General features: G+C 71.9%; 19 protein-coding genes and 1 tRNA gene. 9 read left to right on the forward strand and 11 right to left on the reverse strand.

Annotated features, from left to right (window positions below; translation table 11 throughout):
• The first annotated feature begins 12 nt into the window (after positions 1-12).
• The gene (locus tag K7862_RS27375) at positions 13-456 is read left to right on the forward strand and encodes a MarR family winged helix-turn-helix transcriptional regulator (RefSeq protein WP_222967197.1); all 444 of its coding nucleotides are present in this window, start codon (positions 13-15) and stop codon (positions 454-456) included.
• A gap of 108 nt (positions 457-564) precedes the next feature.
• On the opposite strand, the gene K7862_RS27380 is transcribed toward K7862_RS27375, so the two are convergent.
• The gene (locus tag K7862_RS27380; protein ID WP_222967199.1) at positions 565-993 is read right to left on the reverse strand and encodes a winged helix-turn-helix transcriptional regulator; all 429 of its coding nucleotides are present in this window, start codon (positions 991-993) and stop codon (positions 565-567) included.
• 152 nt (positions 994-1,145) lie between these two features.
• Here K7862_RS27380 and K7862_RS27385 point away from each other — a divergent pair, with 152 nt between their 5' ends.
• Positions 1,146-1,793, forward strand: a complete 648-nt coding sequence (locus K7862_RS27385) for an FMN-dependent NADH-azoreductase (protein WP_222967201.1) — start codon at positions 1,146-1,148, stop codon at positions 1,791-1,793.
• A gap of 190 nt (positions 1,794-1,983) precedes the next feature.
• Here the strand turns inward: K7862_RS27385 and K7862_RS27390 are convergent, their stop codons facing one another.
• From K7862_RS27390 to K7862_RS27410, 5 genes are all read right to left on the reverse strand, one after another.
• Positions 1,984-2,559: a TerD family protein gene (locus K7862_RS27390; RefSeq protein ID WP_222967203.1), complete on the reverse strand. Its 576-nt coding sequence runs from the start codon at positions 2,557-2,559 to the stop codon at positions 1,984-1,986.
• Positions 2,560-2,685: 126 nt separating this feature from the next.
• Complete coding sequence (locus K7862_RS27395; RefSeq protein WP_222967204.1) at positions 2,686-3,219, reverse strand: PadR family transcriptional regulator; 534 nt, start codon at positions 3,217-3,219, stop codon at positions 2,686-2,688.
• A 279-nt stretch (positions 3,220-3,498) separates the two neighbouring features.
• Positions 3,499-4,074 (reverse strand): flavin reductase family protein, encoded by a 576-nt coding sequence (locus tag K7862_RS27400; RefSeq protein ID WP_372461688.1) that lies wholly within the window; start codon positions 4,072-4,074, stop codon positions 3,499-3,501.
• Between the two features lie 122 nt (positions 4,075-4,196).
• Positions 4,197-6,479, reverse strand: a complete 2,283-nt coding sequence (locus K7862_RS27405; protein WP_222967205.1) for a tetratricopeptide repeat protein — start codon at positions 6,477-6,479, stop codon at positions 4,197-4,199.
• On the reverse strand, positions 6,476-7,831 hold the full coding sequence (locus K7862_RS27410; RefSeq protein ID WP_222967206.1) for a hypothetical protein: 1,356 nt from the start codon (positions 7,829-7,831) through the stop codon (positions 6,476-6,478). The genes K7862_RS27405 and K7862_RS27410 overlap by 4 nt, the downstream gene beginning before the upstream one ends.
• 701 nt (positions 7,832-8,532) lie before the next feature.
• Here K7862_RS27410 and K7862_RS27415 point away from each other — a divergent pair.
• A complete protein-coding gene (locus K7862_RS27415; RefSeq protein ID WP_222967207.1) occupies positions 8,533-11,502 on the forward strand; it encodes a helix-turn-helix transcriptional regulator in 2,970 nt (989 codons plus the stop codon).
• A gap of 137 nt (positions 11,503-11,639) precedes the next feature.
• Here the strand turns inward: K7862_RS27415 and K7862_RS27420 are convergent.
• Positions 11,640-11,723 (reverse strand) — tRNA-Leu (locus tag K7862_RS27420).
• A gap of 499 nt (positions 11,724-12,222) precedes the next feature.
• Between K7862_RS27420 and K7862_RS27425 the strand changes: the two genes are divergently transcribed.
• The 6 genes from K7862_RS27425 (at position 12,223) to pknB (ending at position 20,334) form a co-directional block, all read left to right on the forward strand.
• A complete protein-coding gene (locus K7862_RS27425) occupies positions 12,223-13,131 on the forward strand; it encodes an FHA domain-containing protein (protein WP_222967208.1) in 909 nt (302 codons plus the stop codon).
• Positions 13,132-13,141: 10 nt separating this feature from the next.
• On the forward strand, positions 13,142-13,657 hold the full coding sequence (locus K7862_RS27430; protein ID WP_222967209.1) for an FHA domain-containing protein FhaB/FipA: 516 nt from the start codon (positions 13,142-13,144) through the stop codon (positions 13,655-13,657).
• Between the two features lie 87 nt (positions 13,658-13,744).
• Positions 13,745-15,295, forward strand: a complete 1,551-nt coding sequence (locus K7862_RS27435) for a Stp1/IreP family PP2C-type Ser/Thr phosphatase (protein WP_262413899.1) — start codon at positions 13,745-13,747, stop codon at positions 15,293-15,295.
• A 31-nt stretch (positions 15,296-15,326) separates the two neighbouring features.
• Entirely contained in the window at positions 15,327-16,709 is a 1,383-nt protein-coding gene (locus K7862_RS27440) for an FtsW/RodA/SpoVE family cell cycle protein (RefSeq protein WP_222967210.1), read from the forward strand.
• On the forward strand, positions 16,706-18,169 hold the full coding sequence (locus K7862_RS27445; protein WP_222967212.1) for a peptidoglycan D,D-transpeptidase FtsI family protein: 1,464 nt from the start codon (positions 16,706-16,708) through the stop codon (positions 18,167-18,169). Before K7862_RS27440 ends, K7862_RS27445 begins: the two co-directional genes overlap by 4 nt.
• A gap of 188 nt (positions 18,170-18,357) precedes the next feature.
• Positions 18,358-20,334 carry a Stk1 family PASTA domain-containing Ser/Thr kinase gene (pknB, locus tag K7862_RS27450; RefSeq protein WP_222967214.1) on the forward strand — a complete coding sequence of 659 codons (1,977 nt, stop codon included), beginning with the start codon at positions 18,358-18,360 and terminating at the stop codon, positions 20,332-20,334.
• A gap of 85 nt (positions 20,335-20,419) precedes the next feature.
• On the opposite strand, the gene K7862_RS27455 is transcribed toward pknB, so the two are convergent.
• Genes K7862_RS27455 through K7862_RS27470 form a run of 4 tightly spaced genes read right to left on the reverse strand, consistent with a single transcriptional unit; the run spans position 20,420 to position 23,581 of the window.
• Positions 20,420-21,124, reverse strand: a complete 705-nt coding sequence (locus tag K7862_RS27455) for a class E sortase (protein WP_222967216.1) — start codon at positions 21,122-21,124, stop codon at positions 20,420-20,422.
• Between the two features lie 38 nt (positions 21,125-21,162).
• Positions 21,163-22,755, reverse strand: a complete 1,593-nt coding sequence (locus tag K7862_RS27460; protein ID WP_308012218.1) for a class E sortase — start codon at positions 22,753-22,755, stop codon at positions 21,163-21,165.
• On the reverse strand, positions 22,752-23,408 hold the full coding sequence (locus K7862_RS27465; protein ID WP_222967218.1) for an aminodeoxychorismate/anthranilate synthase component II: 657 nt from the start codon (positions 23,406-23,408) through the stop codon (positions 22,752-22,754). The genes K7862_RS27460 and K7862_RS27465 overlap by 4 nt, the downstream gene beginning before the upstream one ends.
• Positions 23,405-23,581, reverse strand: coding sequence for a hypothetical protein (locus K7862_RS27470; protein ID WP_222967219.1), 177 nt, complete (start codon positions 23,579-23,581; stop codon positions 23,405-23,407). Before K7862_RS27470 ends, K7862_RS27465 begins: the two co-directional genes overlap by 4 nt.
• Between the last annotated feature and the right edge of the window lie 117 nt (positions 23,582-23,698).

A 23,698-nucleotide genomic window follows, 5' to 3' on the forward strand; every position in this document is an offset into this window, starting at 1 on the left:
GGAGCAGCAGCGATGTCCGCACGGGATGCGCGGGACGTGGCGCTGGAGACGATCCAGCGTGAACTCACGGCGGTCGCCCGCCGGGCGCGCGCGACCGCCGCGCAGATGCACCCGGAGCTGTCGCTGGTCGCGTACACGATCCTTGCGCACATCGAGGAGCAGCAGGGCTGCCGGGCGACCGACCTGGCCGCGCACTACCTGCTCGACAAGTCCACCGTCAGCCGCCAGGTGGCCGCGCTGGAGCGGCTCGGGCTGATCGAGCGGCGGGTCGACCCGTCGGACCACCGGGTTCAGGTGCTGCACCTGGCGCGCCACGGCAACGAGATCCTGGCCACCGCGCGGGCCAGCCGGCGCGAGACCTTCGAGGCGCGACTGCGGGACTGGGACCGGGAGGACCTGACGCGGTTCGCCGCCGATCTCGTGCGCTACAACGTGGACGCGGCCTCGCACCCCTGAGAACGCCGGTGCAACCCCCGCCGGTGCAGCCCCGCCGGTGCCGCGCCGCAACCGAGCTCAGGCCGCGTCCGGGCTCAGGCCACGCCCGAGCTCAGGCAGAGCCCGGACTCAGGCCGCGCCGTCGCAGGGCTCGGGCCCGAGGCTCTCGGTCGTGACGAGACCGGCCGCCTCGCACGCCTCGACGCACCCGCCGCCGCCCGGCAGGTACTCCTCGGCCCACTTCCCCAGTTCGTGCAGAGCCGGGCGGATCGCCCGCCCCGCCTCGGTGAGCCCGTAGCTCACCCGCAGCGGCGGGCCGGGATCCACCTCGCGCACCACCAGGCCGGCGTCGACGAGTTCGGACAGCCGATCGGAGAGCATGCGTTCGCTGATCTTCGGCAGGGCGCGGCGCACCTCGGCGAAGTACGCGGGCCGATGGGTGAGCACGGCGACGATCAGACCGGTCCACCGTTTGCCGAACAGCTCGAAGACGCGGGTGAGCGCCACGTCGACCCCGACGCAGGCGACGTTCTGCTCCGCATGCTGTCCCCGTCCCATGCACACAGGGTACCCCGCCACGGGAGAGCAGGTGCAGAAAAGTAAGTAGCTGTGTTATCAATAGCTACGTACGAAGTCGCGGCACCTCTGACGTCGTACGACGTGTTTTCGGCATGCCGCGAACCCCTTCTGACACAGCGAATGAGGCTCCCATGGCCACGCTTCTGCACCTCGATTCCTCCGCGTTCCACGAGCCCTCGGTCTCGCGCGAGGTCACCGCGATCTTCCGCAAGGAGTGGGAGGACCGGCACCCCGGCGGCACGGTGATCTACCGCGATCTGGCGAAGGAACCGCTGCCCCACCTGACCGCCGACGGCATCGTCTCGGCGCTGGCCCCCGTGGACTCGCACACGCCCGAGCAGGCCGCGGCGGCCGCGCTGCGGTCCGAGCTGGCCGACGAGCTGGAGCGGGCCGACGCGGTCCTGATCGGCACGCCGATGTACAACTTCACGATCCCCTCCACGCTCAAGGCGTGGCTCGACCAGGTGATCATCGTCGGCCGGACGGCGGGCGAGGGAGGCTCGGTGGCGGGCAAGCCCACCACGGTGGTCGCCGCACGCGGGGGCGGCTACGGCCCGGGCACCCCGCGGGAGAGCTTCGAGTTCGTCACGACGTACCTGGAGAAGGTGCTCACCGGGATGCTCTCGCTCGACGTGGACTTCATCATCCCCGAGCTCACGCTGGCCAAGTCCCAGCCGCAGATGGCCCCGCTGATCGACGCGGCCGAGGCCTCGCGCGCACAGGCCGAGCAGGACGCGGTCCAGAAGGCCAAGACGCTGGCGGAGCGGTTCGCCGCCTGATCACGGCCCCGCCTGATCACGACCGACACGGCCGGTCACGACGGATCACGACCGGTGACCACCGGCGCGGTCGATCAGGGCCGGTACAGCACGAAGGCCGCGTGCACCGGGCGGTGGAAGCGCCCGGTGCACGCGGCCGTACGTGAGCCGGGGGCGGCCTCGCGGCCGCTCCCGGCGGGTGGTCCGGAGGTCAGAGGTTGACGCCGAAGTCCTGCGCGATACCGCGCAGGCCCGAGGCGTAGCCCTGGCCGACGGCCCGGAACTTCCACTCGGCCCCGTTGCGGTAGAGCTCGCCGAAGACCATGGCGGTCTCCGTCGACGCGTCCTCGGTGAGGTCGTAGCGGGCGATCTCGGTGCCGCCGGCCTGGTTCACCACGCGGATGAACGCGTTGCGCACCTGGCCGAAGCTCTGCTGCCGGGTCTCACCGTCGTAGATCGAGACCGGGAAGACGATCTTGTCCACGTCGGCGGGGACCGCCGCGAGGTTCACCTTGATCGCCTCGTCGTCGCCCTCGCCCTCACCGGTGAGGTTGTCGCCCGTGTGCTCGACCGAGCCGTCCGGGCTCTTGAGGTTGTTGAAGAAGACGAAGTGCTTGTCCGAGACGACCTTGCCCGTCGCGCTCAGGAGCAAAGCGCTCGCGTCCAGGTCGAAGTCCGTGCCGGTGGTCGTGCGGACGTCCCAGCCCAGGCCGACGGTGACCGCCGTGAGACCGGGGGCCTCCTTCGTCAGCGAGACATTGCCGCCCTTGGAAAGGCTGACACCCATCGTGGATCTCCCTGCTCGGTACGGCGCGGGCCACACCGCTTGACGATTCCTTTGCCCAATGGCTCCAACGGACACCACACTGCCCCGGTTCCCGTCCACGTGCCACCGACTCGCCCAGGCGGAATGTCAGCTCGCCGCTTCTTGCGCCGCAGCGATCTGCCCGGCCGCCCAGCGGGCCCACTCCTCCTGCAGCGCCGCCAGCCGCAGCCCGTACTCCAGGGCGAGCCGGCCGTGCACCGAGAGGGCGTTGGCCCCCGGGTCGACGGTGGGCTCCAACTCCCTCAGGGCGGCTGCCTCCTGAGCCGCCCGCGTCGCCTCGACGGCGAGGAAGGCGGTGGCCTCGTCGGGGGTGAGCAGGCCGAGGAAGAACACGCGGAGCAGCGTCTCGCTGCGCCGCACGCGTTCGGGTTCCGTCTCGACGAGCCAGTGCCGCAGCTCGGCCCGGCCGGCCGCGGTGACGGCGTACTCCTTGCGGCCGCGCGGACCCTCGGCGGACACCGTCAGCAGGCCGGCCGCGGAAAGCTTGCCGAGCTCCCCGTAGACCTGGCTCTGGGTGGCGGGCCAGACGTTGGATAGGGAGCTCTCGAACAGCTTCATCAGGTCGTAGCCACTGGCCGGGTGCTCCGAGAGCAGGCCCAGGACCGCATGTCGAAGACTCATGCCGACCAGCCTACCTTCCACCCTTGACAGGTCAACGAGGGAAGGAAGAGGGAGGGGGGCGGCGCGCCCGGGAGGAGCTCGCCCCAGGACGCTCACCCGTACGTCTGACGCGCCCGACCTGCCCGCCCGTACGCCCGGCGTGCCCGTACGCCCTGCCCGCCCGTACGCCCGGCGCGCCCGTACGCCCGGACGCCCGGCGCGCTCCTCCACACGCCGGGCACGTACGGGCCGTCCGCAGAGCAGAGCACCTGCTTCGGCGCCCGCCGCGGACAACCCCCCTCAGCCCACCGCCCGTTCCGGTGCCGCCGCCGGGGGTGCGAACCCGCCGAACACCCCGTCGTGGTGGACCAGCGGGCGAGCCGGGCGCCGCGGCGCGTGACCCGCTCCCGGGCCGGTGGCCACCACACTGCCCAGGACGAGCGCGTGGTCGCCGGCCGGCACCACCCGGACCAGGGCCACGGCCAGCCAGGCGAGCACGTCGTCCAGGACGGGCAGCCCGAGCGCGCCGCGGTGCCAGCGCGTCGCCGGGCCGAAGCGCGGCGCCCCGCTGCGGGCGAACCGCAGGGCCAGCTCCTCCTGGTCCTCGGCGAGCAGGTGCACCACCACGTGCTCGGCCTGCTCCACGGTCGACCAGGCGGACGCCCCCCGGCCCACCGTGAAGGACACCATCGGCGGGTCCAGTGACACCGACGTCAGAGAGGTCGCACAGAACCCGGCCGGCACGTCGAGGCCCGCGGTGATCACCGCGACCCCCTTGGCGTGGTGCCGCATCACCGCACGGAAGGCCCCCGGGTCGACCGGCTCCCCCGGCTCCCCCGGCCCGTCCGGCCCGACCGGCTCAGCCGCCCCGGTCACCTCCGTCTCCGCCGCGCCCTGACCCGCCGCCGGAGCCTTCACCGGGAGAGCCGGAGCCGTCGGAGCCGGAGCCGTGGGAGCCGGAGCCGTGGGAGCCGCCGGGGCGGCCGGGGTGACCGCCGTCATGCCGCGCTCTCCGTGAGCTGCCGGAGCTCCGCGGCGAACGGCGAGGTCTCACCCAGTTCGTCGTACGCGGCCAGGTGCGCGGCCCAGTCGGCGCGGGCGCCCTCGGCGTCGCCCAGCGCGTGGCGGGCGGTGCCGCGGCGGAAGAGCAGGTCCGGGTCCTCGTCGGCCAGTGCCGGCACCGCGATGTCCAGGTCGGCCAGCGCGCGGGCGTGCTCGCCGAGGTCCTGCAGCGCCAGCGCGCGGTTGGCCCGCAGCATCGGGTCGTCGCCCAGCTCGACCGCGTGGTCCAGGTCCTCCACCGCGTCCGCCGGCCGGCCCGCGGAGTACGCCAGCACCGCGCGGTTGGCCCAGGCCGGCGCGAACTGCGGGTCGGCCTCCAGCGCGGCGGTGAAGCTGGTGAACGCCGCCTCGGCCTGCTCGGACTCCGCGAGCAGCGTCCCCTGCGCGCACAGCAGCCGGACGTTCTTGGCGTCCAGGGCCAGGCCGGTCCGCACGTCCTCGGCGGCCCGGTCCAGCTCGCCCAGCGCGATCAGCAGGTCGGCGCGGTTGACCAGGGTGTCCACATGGCTGGGGTCGAGGATCGCCGCGTAGTCCAGGTCGCGCAGCGCGGCCTCCTCCTCGCCGAGTTCGCGCAGCAGGTCGGCCCGGTTGAAGTGCGCCTCGTGGAAGGGCGGGCTGAGCCGGATGGCCACCGCGTAGTCCTCCAGCGCCTCGGCGAACCGGCCCGCGGCCCGGCGTCCGCCCGCGCGCTCGAAGTAGTAGTCGCCGTAGTCGGGGTCGCGGCTGATGACCAGGTCGTAGTCGGCGAGCGAGCCGTCGTGGTCGCCGAGCGCGGCCAGGATCTGCGCGCGGTTGTAGCGCAGCACCGAGCGGTGCAGCAGCTGCTCGTCGGGGCCGAGGTCCGCGTCGGTCATCGCGATTGCCTCGTTCACCAGGTCCAGCGACGCCTGCAGGTCGCCGCGGTGGAGTTCCACCAGCGCCTTGGCGTTGCGCATGAACGCGCCGACGAAGACCGCGCGGTGCGGGTCGGGACGGCTGTCGGCGAAGGCGATCGCGGTGTTGACCCACTCCGTCGCCCGGGTCTCGTCGTGCATGTTCTTGGGCAGGTGGCGGGTGTACAGCATCGCCATCATGTAGCAGCTGTTCATGTGGATCTCGGGGTCGATGCTGCCGGCCCGCAGTTCGGCGAAGTAGGAGAAGCCCTTCTCGCCGCGCCGCAGGTACGACAGGCAGGCGCCCGTCTTGTTCGTCAGGTTCCAGTAGGGCTTGGGCCGTTCGTCGCCGAAGAGGGTCCGGCCGCGGACCGCCATGTCGAGCGCCGCCTCGTAGAAGCCGCCGTCGAAGCAGACCTCGCAGCCCTCGACGAAGGCGTTGCCCGCGGCGAGCGGGTCCGAGCCGTGCTCCAGGTGGTACAGCCGAGCGCCGAGCGCGGAGCCGGGCTCGCCGTGGTCGGTCAGGTGCGCGGCGCGCGCGTCGTGGCGGGCGGCGCGGTCGGCCGCGGGCAGGGCGGCGTAGGCGGCGGCCAGCCGCGGGTCGGTGCTGGTGCCCTCGCCGTCGATGTAGAGCTGGGCCGGGTCGGCGCCCGCCGGCAGCTCGGCCGGGTCGGCCGGCCGTGCCGTGGCCGGGTCGGCGAAGCTCCGCAGCGCGCGGGCCAGTTCGTCGTCGGCGATGCTCGGCGCCCCGATGCCCTGCGCGGCGGCGGCCTCGGACGCCGCGGTCGCCTCCGCGGCGGTCACCGGGTCGAGCGCGTTCGCGGCCTCGTCCACGACCACCTGGATCAGGGCCGGGTCGCAGCGCCGCAGCAGCACCGCGACGAGTTCGCGGTCGGTGGGGTCGGCGCGGTCCAGCTCGCGGAAGCGCAGCACCACGCCGTCGGGGTGCAGGGTGCGCGCCCAGTCGACGAGCAGCTCGCAGATGCCGTGCGCGACGCGCAGGGTGCGGGCCACCGAGTAGAAGCGGGTGCGTTCGGCGCGGCTGGCCAGCGCGGTCAGGGTCTGCGGCGCGATCGGGACCAGCGGGGCCAGGTCGGGGGCGAGGGCGATCACCTCGGTCGCCCGCGGCGCTATCAACCCCTCGTTGTCCGGCACCAGTTCGGGCACGACCGCGCGGATCAGCGCGCCGCCCCCGGAGTAGGGCCCGCGCAGCCGGCGATGACAGCGCACGTCGATCGTGTGGCGTGGCCCGGCGCCGGACTCCGGCGTCTCCGGGGCGGGTCCGCCGCCGGGAGCGCCGGCGGTGCCCGCGCTGATCCACAGGTGCCGGGTGGAGGTCGAGGTCATGACGGTGCTCCTTGGGTTGAGGTGGCGCGGGCACGCCGGTCCCGCACGGTGACGTAGAGCAGCAGGCCGATCTGGAGTCCCGTCAGGCCGACGAAGCTCACCGCGTCGAGCAGCGCTCCGGTGGGAGTGCCCGAGCCCCGGAACCGGTCGCTGACCAGCGACCAGAAGTGCACGGTGGTCGGTATTCCGGCCCACACCAGGCTGCCGAGCGAGAAGCCGTACCCGGCGACCAGCAGCGGCGCGTACCAGCGGGCCATCGCCCGGTCCCGGTCCGACCACTGGTCGTCGGAGCCGCCGTCGGCGCCGGGGTTCTCGCCGCCGGCCGCCTCCCCGGCGAGGTCCGCACCGTCCGCACCCCCCGCGCCGCCCGCGCCGCCCGCGCCGTCGACCGACGGGTCCGCGACGGCGGAAGCCGTCCCGTCCGGGACGGTGGCGCCCGCCTTCGCGGACCCCCGGCGCACCACCTGCCGGAAGCGGCGCCGCAGATGGGCGCGGGTGGCGTTCTGCAGGTCCGAGCAGCGCAGGGCGTTGGTCAGGACGTAGTAGAGGTCGGTCTCCAGGTAGAACATGAACTGCCAGACCAGGCGCATGACGCAGGTGAACGCCACGGCCAGCAGCAGGGCCGGGACCCAGCCGGGCACGCCGTGCCCGCGGAGGGCCACGGCCAGCAGGTCGAGGCCGGCGATCAGCACGGCGTCGGCCAGCATGCCCGCGACGAACGGCAGATAGCGGCGCCGGCGCGGCACGCTGAACAGCGAGTCCAGCCGGGTCTCGGCCACCAGGTAGTACAGCCGCCTGCTGATGGTCAGCGTCGAGGGCAGGCCGAGGCGCCGCCCGGACAGCGCGTGGAACCCCTCGTGGATGAGGATGCAGGGGATCTGCACCACCGTCAGGGTGATGGGGATCAGCGCGAGATGACTGGTGAAGAACACGTCGTGGTACGAGGGCCGCAGCGAGGCGTCACGCACCCATTCCACGCCGGCGGCCAGCAGCAGCACGGCGTAGCAGAACCACGCCGGGCCGGAGAACGTCCAGCGGCCCAGCCGCTGCCAGCGCACGGGCGCGGGCGGCGGAGGCGGTTCGCCGTTCTCGGTGAGAAAGCCGAGGTCCTCCAGGATCTCCAGGAAGTCGTCGACGTCGAGCGTCTCGCCGCAGGTCCGCTCGTACCAGGCGGCGACCTCGTCGAGCGGCACGCCCGCGTCCAGCATCCGCAGCGCCTCGGCCCCCTCCTCGGGGAAGAGCGCGTACGAGGCGGTGTCGGGCCGGCCGACCATGACCCCGTCGTCCTCGGGGACCATCGTGAGCCGGTGGAGGCGAACGGTGGTGACGCGGCCGGGCGGCGTGACGGTCATACGGCACGTCTCTCTCTGCGGGGAGCTCGGCGCGAGCTCTGCGGACGGCTCGGTGACGCTCTGCGGGAGGAGGCTCCGCAGGGAGGAGGTTCCGCAGGGAGAAGTCCCTGCAGGGAAGAGGCTCTGCGGAACGTGGCCGGGGCCGGACTGCGCGGACCACGCGAAGGCCGGCCCCGGTTGGTGAGGTGCCCGCTCCTTAGAGCGCGGAGCAGCAGTAGTACGCGGAGCTGGTCAGCCGAATCGGGCCGGCCTTGCGGATCGACATCTTCTTCATGGTTTTCCCTCCCTCCGGTACTCGTGCGGAATTGACCCGGCTTCAGCGGCCACGGGCCTTGACCCGGGGCCTCGCCGGAACCGGGCCAATACTGTTAGGAGGTACGGGAGTTGACGTCGGCAATATGACGTACGCGCGCAGGTGGGAAATGACTAGCCGTGGTGTCCCAGGGCGAACAGCAGTCACTACCGCCCCGGTTTCCCCTGGTCATTCCGATGATTACCAGACTGCGAATGTCGCGGGACCGCGCTTTCCCGGCCCCGCTCCCGCGGCCGCCGCAGCCGTCCCACAAGGCACGAAACATCGCACGCGCCCTCCGGGGGTGGCTCCCACCAGCCATGACGAGAAAGGCTTGTTCGGAACGTATTGCGGCCGGGAGCGGAATGCGCCCGTCGACAGCCCGTAGCGGTCTGCACACAATCACCACATGACCACATCACCACCATTAGTCGGGCGTGCCGCGGAACGGGGAGTCGTCGCGGAAGCCTTTGCGCGGACGGCCGCGGGCCAGGCCCAGACCGTCCTCGTCACGGGGGAGGCGGGGATCGGGAAGACCCGCCTGATCGAGGAGCTGGGCGCCCTGGCCCGGGCGTCCGACGGCGCGGTGCATCTGCGCACCGGCGAGTCCGTGCCGCTCAGCGGGACGACCCTGGCCTACGGGCCGTTCGTCGCCGCGCTGCGCGACCGGGTGGAGTGGCTGTTCGCCGACGACCGGCCGGGAGACCCCGCGGCCGCCCGTCAGCGCCTGTTCGAGCGGATGCTGGAACTGCTCACCGAGCTGTCCGCCCGGGCGCCGCTCGTCCTGGTCCTGGAGGACGTGCACTGGGCGGACGCCTCCACCCGGGAACTGCTGGCGTTCCTCGCGGTGCGGCTGCGCGGCCGGCGGGTGCTCATGGTCGCCACCCTGCGCGACGAGGACCTGCCGCCGGACGCCCGCCGCTGGCTGGCCGAGCTGGTGCGATGTCCCCGCGTGACGCGTCTGCGGCTGACCGGACTCAGCGACGCCGAGCTCACCGAACTCGTCCGCGGGCAACTGCCGGCCGGCGCCCGCGACGAGGACGTGGCCGCCGCCGTCGCCGCGGCCGAGGGCAACCCGCTGTACGCCCAGGAACTGGTCCGCGCCGGCCGGCACTGGCCGCCGGTCTCCATCGCCGAGGTCGTGCTGGCCCGGGTGGGCTGCGTCCCCCGGCAGGTCCGCGAGGTGCTCGACCAGATGTCGGTGACCGACGGCGGCATGTCCCACGACCTGCTCGCGGCCACCGTGCCGCTGTCCGAACGCGCCCTGCTGACCGCCCTCCGCCAGGCCGTCACGCTGCGGCTGCTGAACGCCACCGGGGACGGCTACGCCCTGCCGCACGGCCTCATCCGGCAGATCCTGTACGCCGACCTGCTGCCCGGCGAGCGGCGCCGGCTGCACCGCAGGTACGCCGGGGCGCTCGCCGACCGCAAGGGCTCCGACCCGGCCTGCGTGGCCCGCCAGTGGTACCTCGCCGACTGCCCCGACCGCGCCGCCGAGGCGGCGCTGACCGCCGCGCGTCTCGCGGTCGCCGCCCGAGCGCACCCGGAGGCCGACCGGCTGTACGCGCTGGTCGTCGAGCTCGCGGCATGGCTGCCGGGGCACGGGCCCGCGGTGTGGGAGGAGGCGGCGCGCGCGGCCAGTTGGGCGGGGGAACCCGCCCGCGCGTGCCGCTACCTGGAGACCGCGCTGGCGGCGGCCGGTGGTCCGGGGGCCGGCGCGGGCGGCGCTTCGGCTTGCGGCCCGGTCACCGGTCCGGTACGCGGTCCGGCGGGCGCCCCGGTCACCGGGCCGGCCGACGCGGACCGGAGCGGGGACGGCGTTGGCGGGGCGGGGTACGCCGCGGAACGGGCCCGGCTCCTGGAGCGCCTGGGCCGCTACCGCCGCGAGACCGGCGACCTGCGGGCCGCGCTGGAGGCCACCGAGGAGGCCGTGCGATTACTGGACGGCGAGCCGCCGTCCGCGCTGCAGGCCCGGGTGCTGGCCGCGACCGGCGCCGGGCTGATGCTCCTCGGCCGCCCCGAGGAGGCGCTACCCCCGACCGAGCAGGCGCTGCGGGTGGCCCGCGCCGTCGACGCGCCCGCCGAGCACGGCCACGCGCTGACCACCCTCGGCGTCATCCTCGCCCAGCGCGGCGAGTTGGGCGCCGGCCTGGACGCCCTGCGCTCCGCCCGGGGCCTGGCGCAGCGCACCGGCGCCGCCGAGGAGGTGCTGCGCGCGGCGAGCAACCACATGTACGTGCTGTGCACGGCCGGCCGGTTCACCGAGGCGCGGGACGTCGCCCGCGACGGGCGGCGGGCGGCGGCGGAGCTGGGCGCGCCGCCGTCGCTGGGCGCGGTGCTGGAGTTCAACACCGCGGCCGTGCTGGTGGCGACCGGCCAGTGGGACGAGGCCGACCTGCTGCTGGCCGAACTGACCGGCGGCGCCACCCCGCACGACCGCCGTTTCCTCGACCTGCTGCGGCTCGAACTGGCCGTCGGCCGCGGCCAGGAGCGCCGGGTCGCCGAACTCACGGCGGACCTCGGCGCCGGGCCCGACGACCCGCGGCTGCTCGGGCCGCTGCACGCCTGCCTGGCCGAACACGCGCTCGCCGCAGGCCGGCCGGCCGAGGCCGCGGGCCATCTGCTGGAAGGTCTGGCGGCGCTGGACGGCGGCGCCATGGCCGAGGACGAGATCCGGCTGCTGGCGGGCGGCGTCCGGCTGGTGGCCGATCTGGCCCTGCTGCCGCGGGCGGTGAGGCCGCGTGACCTGCCGGCGGGCTGGACGGCGGTGGCCGACACGTTCGCCCGGCGGGCCCGCGGCACCGCGGAGGGCTGCGCCGGGGAGCCGGTGGTGGCCGCGTACGGGGCGCTGGCGGCGGCCGAACACGCCCGTCGGCACGGCGCCGACGACCGGGCGACGTGGCGTGCGGTCGCCGAGGCGTGGCGGGCCGCGCAGCAGCCGCACCGCGAGGCGTACGCGCGGCTGCGGGAGGCGGAGACGGCGGTCAGGGCGGGCCGCCGGGAGCAGGCGGGGCGGGCGCTGGCCGCCTGCGAGAGCCTGGCCGGGCCGCTGGCCGCCGCGCCCCTGCTGCGTATGGCCCGGGAGGTCGCGGCGCGCGGCCGGCTCGGCGCACCGCCCGCCCCCGCCGCCCCGGCGGCCGCCGAGCACGCCCGCTTCGACCTGACCGAACGGGAGACGCAGGTGCTGGCGCTGCTCTCCGACGGGCACAGCAACCGCCAGATAGCCCGTTCCCTCTACATCAGCGACCGCACGGTGGCCGTCCATGTCTCGCACATCCTGGACAAGCTGGGGGTCCGCAACCGCACCGAGGCCGCCCTCGTGCACGCCGCCGCCCGCACCCACCGCGTCGCGGAGCCGGGCCCGGTCCCCCACGCGTGACGGCGGACGCGCCGCCCGGCCGCGGAAACCACCGAGCACAAGGCACCACGGCGCCACCGCCCACCGCACCAAACGAAGCGGGCCCCCGGCTGCGACTTCCGTCACTGCCGAGGGCCCGCTCACGGGTACCTCTGTTGTGCGCGAGGGGGGAGTTGAACCCCCACGCCCTTGCGGGCACTGGAACCTGAATCCAGCGCGTCTGCCTATTCCGCCACCCGCGCATGGGTGCTGCCGTTCGATTCTCACACATCCGGTGGACTGGCTTGTCCTTGCGGTGTGGGAGCGCCTCCCGACATGCAGAAGATTAGCACGCTGCAGGCGGTGCCCTCACATCGGTTTCCGCCCGGGGCCGGCGGGCGGAAGCGGAGGGAAGCGGAGGACGCAGTGCCGCGACGACACGGCGGCGGCACCGCCACGGCACGGCGACGCAATCGAGGAGGGACGGGGAGGGCATGGCGTGCGGGACACTGGACAGACGAGGCCGGGGACGCCGGTCGGCGGCGGGTGAACCGGGGACCCGCACCGCACGGCGCCTCTACCATCGCAAGGGGCAGGGGAAGCCAGGGCGTACCAGGGGACGGCCGGACACGGCGCGGTGTGAGGGTTGACACTGCCCTGTCCAGCAAGATCGGGGAACCACCGGTTTTTCCCGTGCGTGGATACGATCAGTGAGCAGTACGGACATGACTCGAAGGACGGCCCCGAGGAGGGAGGTGCCCGGTGGGAGTACTGAAGCGCTTTGAGCAGCGGCTGGAAGGCCTGGTGAACGGCACCTTCGCCAAGGTGTTCAAGAGTGAGGTGCAGCCCGTCGAGATCGCGGGCGCGCTGCAGCGTGAGTGCGACAACAACGCCACGATCTGGAACCGCGACCGCACCGTGGTGCCGAACGACTTCATCGTGGAGCTCAGCGGCTCGGACTACGAGCGGCTGAGCCCCTACGCGGTGCAGCTCGGCGACGAGCTGGCCGGCATGGTCAAGGACTACGCCAAGCAGCAGCGCTACACCTTCATGGGCACCATCAAGGTGCACCTGGAGCGGGCGGACGACCTCGACACCGGCCTGTACCGGGTGCGCAGCCGCACGCTGGCCTCCAGCGAGTCGCAGCACCAGCAGGGTTCCTCCAACGGTCCGCAGGGCTACCAGCAGCAGCCTCCGCAGCACCAGCAACCGCAGCCCCGTCAGCAGCAGGGCTACCAGCAGAGCTCCCCGCCGCGCCCGGCCGGCGCGCCGCCGATGCCGAGCGCGCCGCCGCCCGGCGGCTCACGCGGCCCCGGCGGTGCGGGTGGCGCCGGCGGCAATGTGACCCGGCTGCCCGGCACCGGATTCACGCCCGGTTCGCCGGCCGCGTCCGTCCGCCGCTGGATCGAGATCAACGGCACCCGCCACCAGATCACCCGGGCGACCCTCGTGCTCGGCCGCTCCACCGAGGCGGACGTGCGGGTCGACGACCCCGGAGTGTCCCGCAAGCACTGCGAGATCCGGGTCGGAACGCCCTCCGTGATCCAGGATCTCGGGTCCACAAACGGCATCGTGGTGGACGGGCAGCACACCCAGCGCGCTACGCTCCGCGACGGCTCCCGCATTGTCGTGGGGAGCACCACCATCGTGTATCGGCAAGCCGAAGGGTGAAGCGGGGCCAATGTCAGAGCTGACCCTCACGGTCATGCGGTTGGGTTTCCTCGCCGTGCTGTGGCTGTTCGTCATCGTCGCGGTGCAGGTCATCCGCAGTGACCTGTTCGGGACCCGGGTGACCCAGCGCGCCGCGCGGCGCGGGGACACCGGTTCGCGTCCGCCGCAGCAGCGCCAGCAGGCGCAGCCGGCCCCGCGGCAGCAGCCGCAGAACAACCGCCAGCGCCGCGGCTCGCCCACCAAGCTGGTGGTCGCCGAGGGTTCGCTGGCCGGCACCACCGTCGCGCTCCAGGGGCAGACGATCACCCTGGGCCGGGCGCACGACTCGACGATTGTGCTCGACGACGACTACGCGTCCAGCAGGCATGCCAGGATCTATCCGGACCGCGACGGCCAGTGGATCGTCGAGGACCTCGGATCCACGAACGGCACCTATCTCGACCGGAACCGGCTCACCACGCCCACGCCGGTCCCGCTGGGTGCGCCGATCCGCATCGGCAAGACCGTCATCGAGCTGCGGAAGTAGTCGCACAATGGGCGAGCGGAGCCACGACGCGCGAGCGAGAGGGTGGGCAGCGTGCGGATGTACCCGGAACCGACGGGGGAGGTACGCATGTCTCTGAGCCTGCGTTTCGCCGCCGGTTCGCACAAGGGCATGATCCGCGAGGGGAACGAGGACTCCGGCTACGCCGGCCCCCGTCTGCTCGCGATCGCCGACGGCATGGGCGGCCAGGCCGCCGGCGAGGTCGCCTCCTCCGAGGTGATCTCCACCATCGTCTCGCTCGACGACGACATCCCCGGCTCCGACATCCTGACCTCGCTGGGCACCGCGGTGCAGCGGGCCAACGACCAGCTGCTGCACATGGTCCAGGAGGACCCGCAGCTCGAGGGCATGGGCACCACCCTCACCGCCCTGCTCTGGACCGGCCAGCGGCTCGGCCTGGTGCACGTCGGCGACTCCCGCGCCTACCTGCTGCGCGACGGCGTCCTCACCCAGATCACCCAGGACCACACCTGGGTGCAGCGCCTGGTCGACGAGGGCCGCATCACCGAGGAGGAGGCCACCACGCACCCGCAGCGCTCGCTGCTGATGCGCGCGCTGGGCAGCGGCGAGCGCGTCGAGCCCGACCTCTCCATCCGTGAGGTGCGGGTCGGCGACCGCTATCTGATCTGCTCCGACGGGCTGTCCGGTGTAGTCAGCCACCAGACCCTCGAGGACACCCTCGCGGGCTACCAGGCCCCGCACGAGACCGTGCAGGAACTGATCCAGCTCGCCCTGCGCGGCGGCGGACCCGACAACATCACGTGCATCGTCGCCGATGTCCTGGACACCGACGACGGCGACACGCTGGCGACGCAGCTCAATGACACCCCGGTGGTCGTCGGGGCGGTCGCCGACAGCCAGTTGCCGCTGCACGACCCGCGTCATCTGCAGACCCCCGCCGGCCGCGCCTCCGAACTCGGCCGCACCCCGCACCAGGCGGGCCCCACGGGCACCTTCGGGCCGCCCGGGAGCGGCGACCCGGCGCCCGGCGGCATGCTGGGCTCCTTCGGCGCCTACGACGACTCCTTCGACGAGAAGGAGACCGGCGGCGGCCGCAGGTGGCTCAAGCGCGGCCTGATCACGGTCCTGGTGCTGGCGATCGTCGGCGGCGGTCTGTACGCGGCCTACGCGTGGACGCAGACCCAGTACTACGTCGGCGCCAAGGACGACCACGTCGCGGTCTACCGGGGCATCGACCAGAAGCTGGCCTGGTTCAGCCTGTCGCAGGTCCACCAGGACCGTCCCGACATCGAACTCAAGTACCTGCCCGCGTACCAGCGCAAGCAGGTCGAGGACACCATCGCGGTGAGCAGCCTCGGCCAGGCCGACGACAAGACCACGGAGCTCGCGACCCAGGCCGGGGTCTGCAAGAAGGTCGCCGACGCGCAGAAGACGGCCTCGGCCGCGCCGAAGAGCGGCGCGTCCGCCGGCGTCGGCAGCAAGGCGACCGACGCCGCGAAGGCCGTCGAGGGCAGCGTGGCCACCGGCAGCAAGACCGCCTCGGGCACCAAGAAGTCCACCACCACCACCGCACCGACCACCCCTGCCCCCACCCCGACCCCGTCCCTGTCACCCGACGAGAAGAAGCTGGCCGGACAGTGCGGTACGGGCCAGCAGTGATGCCGGGACCAGCAGGAGGAGCCGGCACTTCATGAGCGCCAGCAACACCACCACCATCACGTCGATCGGCGCGCCGAACCGCCGCAACACCGAGCTCGCGCTCCTGGTGTTCGCGGTGGCCATTCCCGTGTTCGCCTACGCCAACACGGGCCTGGCCAAGAACGGGTCGGTGCCCGCCGGGCTGCTCGGCTACGGGCTGGGCCTCGGCCTGCTCGCGGGCATCGCGCACCTGCTGGTGCGCAAGTTCGCGCCCTACTCCGACCCGCTGATGCTGCCGATCGCGACGCTGCTCAACGGCCTGGGACTGGTGCTGATCTGGCGGCTCGACCAGGAGCCGGTGCTGGGGGCCGCGATGGCCCCCAAACAGCTGATGTGGTCCACCCTGGGGGTGGCGCTCTTCGTCTGCGTGCTGGTCTTCCTCAAGGACCACCGCATCCTGCAGCGCTACACCTACATCTCGATGTTCGTGGCGCTGGTCCTGCTGGTGCTGCCGGTGTTCTTCCCCGCCGTGTACGGCGCCCGGATCTGGGTGACGCTGCCGGGGATCGGCTCGCTGCAGCCGGCCGAGTTCGCGAAGATCATCATCACGGTCTTCTTCGCCGGCTACCTCATGGTCAAGCGGGACGCGCTGGCGCTGGCCAGCCGCCGCTTCATGGGCCTGTACCTGCCGCGCGGCCGCGACCTCGGGCCGATCCTGGCGATCTGGGCGATGAGCCTGCTGATCCTGGTCTTCGAGACCGACCTGGGCACCTCGCTGCTCTTCTTCGGCCTCTTCGTGATCATGCTGTACGTCGCCACCGAGCGGACCAGCTGGATCGTCTTCGGTCTGCTGCTGAGCGCGGCCGGCGCGGTCGCGGTGGGCAGCTCGGAGCCGCACGTCAAGGTCCGCGTCCAGGACTGGCTGCACCCGCTGGCGCTGCACAACGGCGGCGTCACCGAGACCGCGCAGTCGATGTACGCCTTCGGCTCCGGCGGCCTCTTCGGCTCCGGGCTCGGCCAGGGCTACTCCCGGCTCATCGGCGGCATCGCCCCCAAGAGCGACTACATCCTGGCCACGGTCGGCGAGGAGCTCGGCCTGGCCGGGCTGATGGCGATCCTGCTGCTCTACGCACTGCTGGTCGAGCGCGGCATGCGGACCGCGCTGGCCGCCCGTGACCCGTTCGGCAAGCTGCTGGCGGTCGGCCTGTCCGGCGCGTTCGCGCTGCAGGTCTTCGTGGTCGCCGGCGGTGTGACCGGTCTCATCCCGCTGACCGGTATGACGATGCCGTTCCTGGCCCAGGGCGGTTCCTCCGTGATCGCCAACTGGGCCCTGGTCGCGATCCTGCTGAGGATCAGCGACACCGCGCGGCGGCCGGCCCCGAGCCCCGCGCCCTCCCCCGACGCCGAAGCGACCCAGGTGGTGCGCAGCCAGTGAACAAGCCCCTGCGACGCGTCGCGGTCTTCTGCGGCCTGCTCGTCCTCGCCCTGCTCGTGCGCGTGAACTACGTGCAGTTCGTCCAGGCCGACCAGCTCTCCAACGACAAGAACAACCGCCGGGTGGCCATCAACCAGTACGCCCAGCCGCGCGGCGACATCATCGTCGACGGCAAGGCGATCACCGGCCACACGACCACCACCGGCAGCGACTTCAAGTACAAGCGCACCTACACCGACGGCCCGATGTGGGCGCCGGTGACCGGCTTCGCCTCGCAGGCGTTCGGCACCACCATGCTGGAGGGCGTGGAGGACAAGTTCCTCACCGGAAACGACGACCGGCTCTTCTTCAACCGCACCATCGACCTGCTGACCGGCAAGGAGAAGAAGGGCGGCAACGTCGTCACGACCCTCAACGCCAAGGCGCAGAAGGCCGCGTACGACGGGCTCGGCAACAAGAAGGGCGCGGTCGCCGCGATCGACCCGCGCACCGGCGCGATCCTGGCGCTGGCCAGCACGCCGTCGTACGACCCGGGGTCCTTCGCCGGCAACTCCGTCAAGGACAGCAAGAACTGGGTCGCCCTCGACAAGAAGAACGACGCCGACGACCCGACGCTCAACCGGGCGCTGCGTCAGACGTACCCGCCCGGCTCGACGTTCAAGCTGGTCACCGCAGCGGCGGCGCTGGAGAGCGGCAAGTACACCGACATCAACGCCAAGACGGACTCGCCGGACCCGTACATGCTGCCCAACACCCGTACCCCGCTGGTGAACGAGGGGCACATCCCCTGCAAGGACGCCAGTCTCAAACAGGCCCTGCAGTACAGCTGCAACAGCGTGTTCGGCAAGATCGGCGCCGACCTCGGCCAGCAGACCATGCTCGACGAGGCGGAGAAGTTCGGCTTCAACGACGAGCAGTTCGTCCCGGTGCGGGCCGCGGCCAGCAACTTCGACAAGAAGATGAGCCCGGACCAGGTCGCACAGTCCTCGATCGGCCAGTTCGACACCGCGGCCACCCCGCTGCAGATGGCGATGGTCGCCTCGGCGATCGCCAACAACGGCGTGCTGATGAAGCCCTACGAGGTGGACAAGCTCGTGGCGCCGAACCTCAGCACGATCGCGCAGACCAGCCCCAGTGAGCTCAGCAAGCCGCTGTCGCCGGAGAACGCCCAGAAGCTCCAGTCCATGATGGAGAACGTCGTCGACAAGGGCACCGGTACCAACGCCAAGATCCCCGGGGTCCGGGTGGGCGGCAAGACCGGTACCGCCCAGCACGGCGTCGGGAACGACAAGGCGCCCTACGCCTGGTTCGTCTCCTACGCCATGACCGACCAGGGCTCGCCGGTCGCCGTGGCCGTCGTCGTCGAGGACGGCTCCGCCAACCGCGACGACATCAGCGGTGGCGGTCTCGCCGCCCCGATCGCCAAGAAGGTCATGGAGGCGGTCCTCAACAACCACTGACCATCGTCCGACGGTCGGGTGAGACGGACATCACTCCCATGGCGTCCCGAGCCGAGGTACCGGTCAGGTATCGGCGAGCGGCTGTCATGAGGTTGCACGCGACACGCCCGGTAACCTATGCCGGGTCAGGCACAGGGCATGGGTTAACGGAATCCGGTTGAGAACGGGTTTGAGGAGAGGGCAGAGCTATGGAAGAGCCGCGTCGCCTCGGCGGCCGGTACGAGCTGGGCTCGGTGCTCGGCCGCGGTGGCATGGCCGAGGTGTACCTCGCCCATGACACGCGCCTCGGCCGTACCGTCGCCGTGAAGACGCTCCGGGTGGACCTCGCCCGCGATCCGTCCTTCCAGGCCCGGTTCCGCCGAGAGGCCCAGTCGGCCGCCTCCCTCAACCATCCGTCGATCGTCGCGGTCTACGACACCGGCGAGGACTACGTCGACGGCGTCTCGATCCCGTACATCGTGATGGAGTACGTCGACGGTTCCACCCTGCGTGAGCTTCTTCACTCCGGACGCAAGCTGCTGCCCGAGCGTGCCATGGAGATGACGGTCGGCATCCTGCAGGCGCTGGAGTACAGCCACCGGGCCGGCATCGTCCACCGGGACATCAAGCCCGCGAACGTCATGCTGACCCGCACCGGCCAGGTCAAGGTCATGGACTTCGGCATCGCCCGCGCGATGGGCGACTCCGGCATGACCATGACCCAGACCGCGGCCGTCATCGGCACCGCCCAGTACCTCTCGCCCGAGCAGGCCAAGGGCGAGCAGGTCGACGCCCGGTCCGACCTGTACTCCACCGGCTGCCTGCTCTACGAGCTGCTGACGGTGCGGCCGCCGTTCATCGGGGACTCACCCGTCGCGGTGGCCTACCAGCACGTGCGGGAGGACCCGCAGCCGCCGTCGGTGTACGACCCCGAGATCACGCCGACGATGGACGCGATCGTCCTCAAGGCGCTCACCAAGGACCCGGACTACCGGTACCAGTCGGCCGACGAGATGCGCGCCGACATCGAGGCCGCGCTGGACGGCCAGCCGGTCGGCGCCGCGGTGGCCATGAGCGCCATGAGCTACGGCTACCCGCACCAGTACGGCGACACCGCCGCCACCACCGCCCTCCCGCCGCAGGGTGGCGAACAGCACACCTCGATGCTGCCGCCGATGCGGGACGACGACGGCGGCTACGGCTACGACGAGCGGCCCGACCGCCGCCGGCAGAAGAAGAACAACACCTCCACGGTGCTGCTCGTCATCGCCGGTGTGCTGGTGCTGATCGGTGCGATCTTCCTGGGCAAGGCCCTGTTCGGCGGCGGCTCGCCCAGCGCCGGCGGGACGGTGCCGAACTTCGTCAACAGCACGTTGGACCAAGCCAGGGCGAAGGCCGCCAACGTCAACCTGACCCTGCAGCAGGACGGCCAGAAGTTCTGCGACAACATTCCGAAGGACAGCGTCGGCAGCCAGACCCCGGCCGCCGACGCCTCGATCCCGTCGGACAAGATCGTGCACGTGACGGTCTGCAAGGGCGCCGCTCCGGTCAAGGTCCCTGACGTCAAGAACGACCCGGTCGACAGCGCCGAGCAGCAGCTCACGGACGCGGGCTTCACGTACACGGTGAAGTACCAGCCCTCGACCACGGTCGACGACGGCACCGTCCTGGGCCAGAACCCGGCGGCCGGATCGATGAAGCCCAAGGGCGCGCAGGTCACGCTGACGGTGGCGCAGAAGCCGAAGCAGGTCACTCCGCAGAACGTCAAGGGTGAAACCTATGACCAGGCCGTTGCGGACCTGAACAAGCAGGGCTTCAAGAACGTGACCCGCGGTCCCGACCAGCCCTCGAACGAGACTCCGCAGGGGCAGGTCCTCCAGCAGAACCCGGGCCCCGACAGCGGTCCGCAGTCGCTGGACACCCAGATCGTCCTGACCGTCTCCTCCGGCCCGCAGCAGTCACAGCAGCCGCAGCAGACGATGCCGAACTTCGCGGGACAGACCGTCGGCCAGGCCAAGCAGCAGCTCAACGCGATGAACCTCAGCCTGCAGATCTCAGCGGTCGGCCCCGGTGGCAACCAGGTCGGCGACGACGCGGTGATCCTCAAGTCCGACCCCCAGGCGGGCACCCCGCTCAATGAGGGTCAGCAGATCCAGTTCACCGCATGGGGCGGCGGCAACCACTGACGGTTGCACGGCAGGACCGACAAACGAACACAGGGGCGGCCCGCACGATGATCGTGCGGGCCGCCCCTGTGCGTGGGCGTCCGGGTCAGCTCAGCTCGGGCGGCGGGGTGCGCTGCGCGTCGACCTTCTGGGTGCGGACCAGTTCGCCCCAGACGATGTACCGGTAGCGCGAGGTGTAGACCGGCGTGCAGGTCGTGAGGGTGATGTAGCGGCCCGGCTTGTTCTTGCCGGACTCCTTCGGGACCTGGTCGGTGACGTGCACGTTGTACTTCGAGGTCTGGTCCAGGATCTTGTAGACCTTGTAGATGTACCAGGTGTCCTTGGACTCGAAGACGATCGGGTCACCCGTGTGGATCTTGTTGATGTTGTGGAACTTGGCGCCGTGGCCGTCGCGGTGCGCGGCCATCGTGAAGTTGCCGGTGGTGTCCCACGGCATCGCGGAGGGGACGGGCTTGACGTAGTAGCCCGCCACACCCTCGTTGAGGATGCTGGTGGAGGTGCCCTTCTTCACCAGCACCTCGTAGTTCTTGCCCATGGCCGGGACGTGCAGGAAGCCGATGCCGTCCTTGGTGTCCAGGCCCTTCGCCGGGGCGTCGGGCGGGGCCTGCGCCCACTGCCGGCGGACGTCCGCGCTGGCCTTCTTCTCGTGCCGGTCGGCTATGACGTTCGTCCACCACAGCGAGTAGACGACGAAGAGGGCGAGGAGCAGCCCCACCGTGATGAGTATCTCGCCGATGACACTGATCGTGGCCGCGATCGGTCCCCGCCCACCCCGTTTGTCGCTGGTCACACTCTTCCGTTCGTTGTGTCAGTGCGTTCGTGCCCGGCTCAGCCCTGGAGGGCGGCGGGCTTGCCCTTGCTGCGCGGCTGCTCCTGGACCAGCGTCCCCCACACGATCAGCCGGTTCTCACTGGTGAACTCGGGGGTGCACGTCGTGAGGGTGATGTAGCGGCCGGGCTTGGTGAATCCCGAACCGGTCGGGATGGGCTTCAGCACGTTCGTGTTGGTCGGCGGCGTCGACGCCAGGGAGCTGGTGACCTGGTACGTGTAGTACGTCGTCGCCGTCTCGACCACCACCTTGTCCCCCGGCACGAGGTGGTTGATGTAGCGGAACGGCTCACCGTGGGTGTTGCGGTGCGCGGCGACCGCGAAGTTGCCGGTCTTGTCCCACGGCATCGCGGTGTTGAGAGAGCCGTCGTAGTGCCCGACCATGCCGTGGTCGAGGACCTTGGTCTTGCTGACGCCCTGCGCGATCGGCGCCTTCACGTCCAGCTTCGGGATGTACATGATCGCGAAGCCCTGGCCCGGCGAGAAGGTGCCGGACGCGTTCGGGTCCTGCGAGGTGCTCGCCCACTGGTGCTCGAGGCTGTTCGAGGCGCTGTTGGCCTGCTCGTGGGCGCGGACGTTGGTCCACCACAGCTGGTACGTGACGAAGAGCAGCATGATGACGCCGGTGGTGATGAACAACTCACCGATGACCCGGCTGGCGATCACCGCCGGACTGTCCTTGGCGGCCTTCGCCGCGCGGCGGGCCTCGACCCTGCTCAGCGGCGCGGACGGCTGGGCCGCGGACTCGGCGACGGCGGGCGCCGCGGCGCCGCGGACCCGGGCGCGGTGGCCGCCGCTCTGACGTGCGGCTTTGCGGCGGGCGGCGCGCCCGCCGTCCGGGGGCGGAGCGAGCTGCTGGTCCCGTGCCGCCTCCGACGCGCCCTGCTCGGCGCCCGGCTCCTCGATCACCGGGAGCTGGGCGGTCTCGCCGGCCCCGGCTCCGGGGTCCTGCGCGGGCTGCGGCGGGGTGTACGGCTCGGCCGCCGATACCGGCTGCGGCACCGGTTGCGGCACCGGTTGGGACACGGACTGCGGCGGGGTGCCCGGGCCCGGCGCAGGCGCCTGCTCACGGTAGAGCTCCGCCGGGGGCACGGCCGGTGCCTCGGCGTACGGCTCGGCGGCCGGCGCCGGTCGTGCCCCGGCGTACGGATCGGCCGTCGGCGCGGACTGCGGCTGCTCGGCGAAGGGATCCGCCACAGGCACAGCCTGCGGCGCGGCGAACGGCTCCGCCACCGGAGCGGGCTGCGCGTGCTGCACCCCGGGCACCACCCCGGCCTGTCCGGACGGGCGGAACCACGGCGACGTGGCGGACGGCTGCCCCGGAACACCGCCCGCGGTCGTCGCCCCCGGCCCGGGCCGCGCGTGCTGCCCGGACCGGACGCCGGGCGGAGTCGGAACGCCAGGCGCGGTCGAAACGCCCGGCGCGGTGCGCGCGCCCGGGACGGGCGCGTCGTTCTGGGGGACGGCCGGCGGCCGGTCGGGCAGCGGATCGTTCAGGGGGTCGTCGAGCTGCTCGACGACAGCCCGGAACTGCCCGGTGTCCTCATAGGACATCGGGCCGTCGGCGGGACGCTCCGGTCGGAGCGTGGTCACGCCCCGGCCCTCCCGCTGAGCCCGCTCGCCCCGACCACCGGGGCCAGCCCCCGCGAGCGCTCGACCGCGCCCTGATCGCCGCACGCGGCAAGCCAGTTGGCGAGCATCAGGTGACCCCACTCGGTGAGCACCGACTCGGGATGGAACTGCACTCCCTCGACGGCGGCGTCCCGGTGCCGCAGGCCCATGATGATCCCGTTCTCCGTCCAGGCGGTGACCTGCAACTCCTCGGGAAGCGTGGCCCGTTCGACCGCGAGCGAGTGGTACCGCGTCGCGGTGAACGGCGTGGGCAGCCCGGCGAACACGCCGGTTCCCTCGTGCGTCACCAGTGACGTCTTGCCGTGCAGCAGCTCCGGCGCCCGGTTCACGACGCCGCCGTACGCGACCGCCATCGACTGCACACCCAGACAGACGCCGAAGACCGGCACCCCGGTTTCCGCGCAGTGCCGGACCATGTCGACGCAGACTCCGGCCTCTTCGGGAGCGCCGGGACCGGGGGACAGCAGCACCCCGTCGAAACCGTCCTGCGCGTGGGCCAGTTCGACCTCGTCGTTGCGCAGGACCTCGCACTCGGCGCCGAGTTGGTAGAGGTACTGGACGAGGTTGAAGACGAAGCTGTCGTAGTTGTCGACAACCAGAATGCGAGCACTCATCGGACAGCAGCCATCCCGTTGTCGACGGTCACGTCATTGAAGGGCAGCAGAGGTTCGGCCCAGGGGAACACGTACTGGAACAGCAGGTAGACGACGGCGAGCATCAGCACCAGTGAGATGAACGCCCTCGTCCAGGCGTTACCCGGCAGATGCCGCCAGATCCAGCCGTACATGCCGTGCCTTCCCTGCCCTGAAGTCCTTGACTGCTCCCCGGAACAGAGTAAAGGGAGATCGGCCGCCGAGGGGGCCCGGACCGACAAAGCTTGGGCATGGGTTGGGACCGGTCACAA

It is taken from the genome of Actinacidiphila acidipaludis (genome assembly GCF_019890725.1).
Lineage (GTDB): Bacteria > Actinomycetota > Actinomycetes > Streptomycetales > Streptomycetaceae > Actinacidiphila > Actinacidiphila acidipaludis.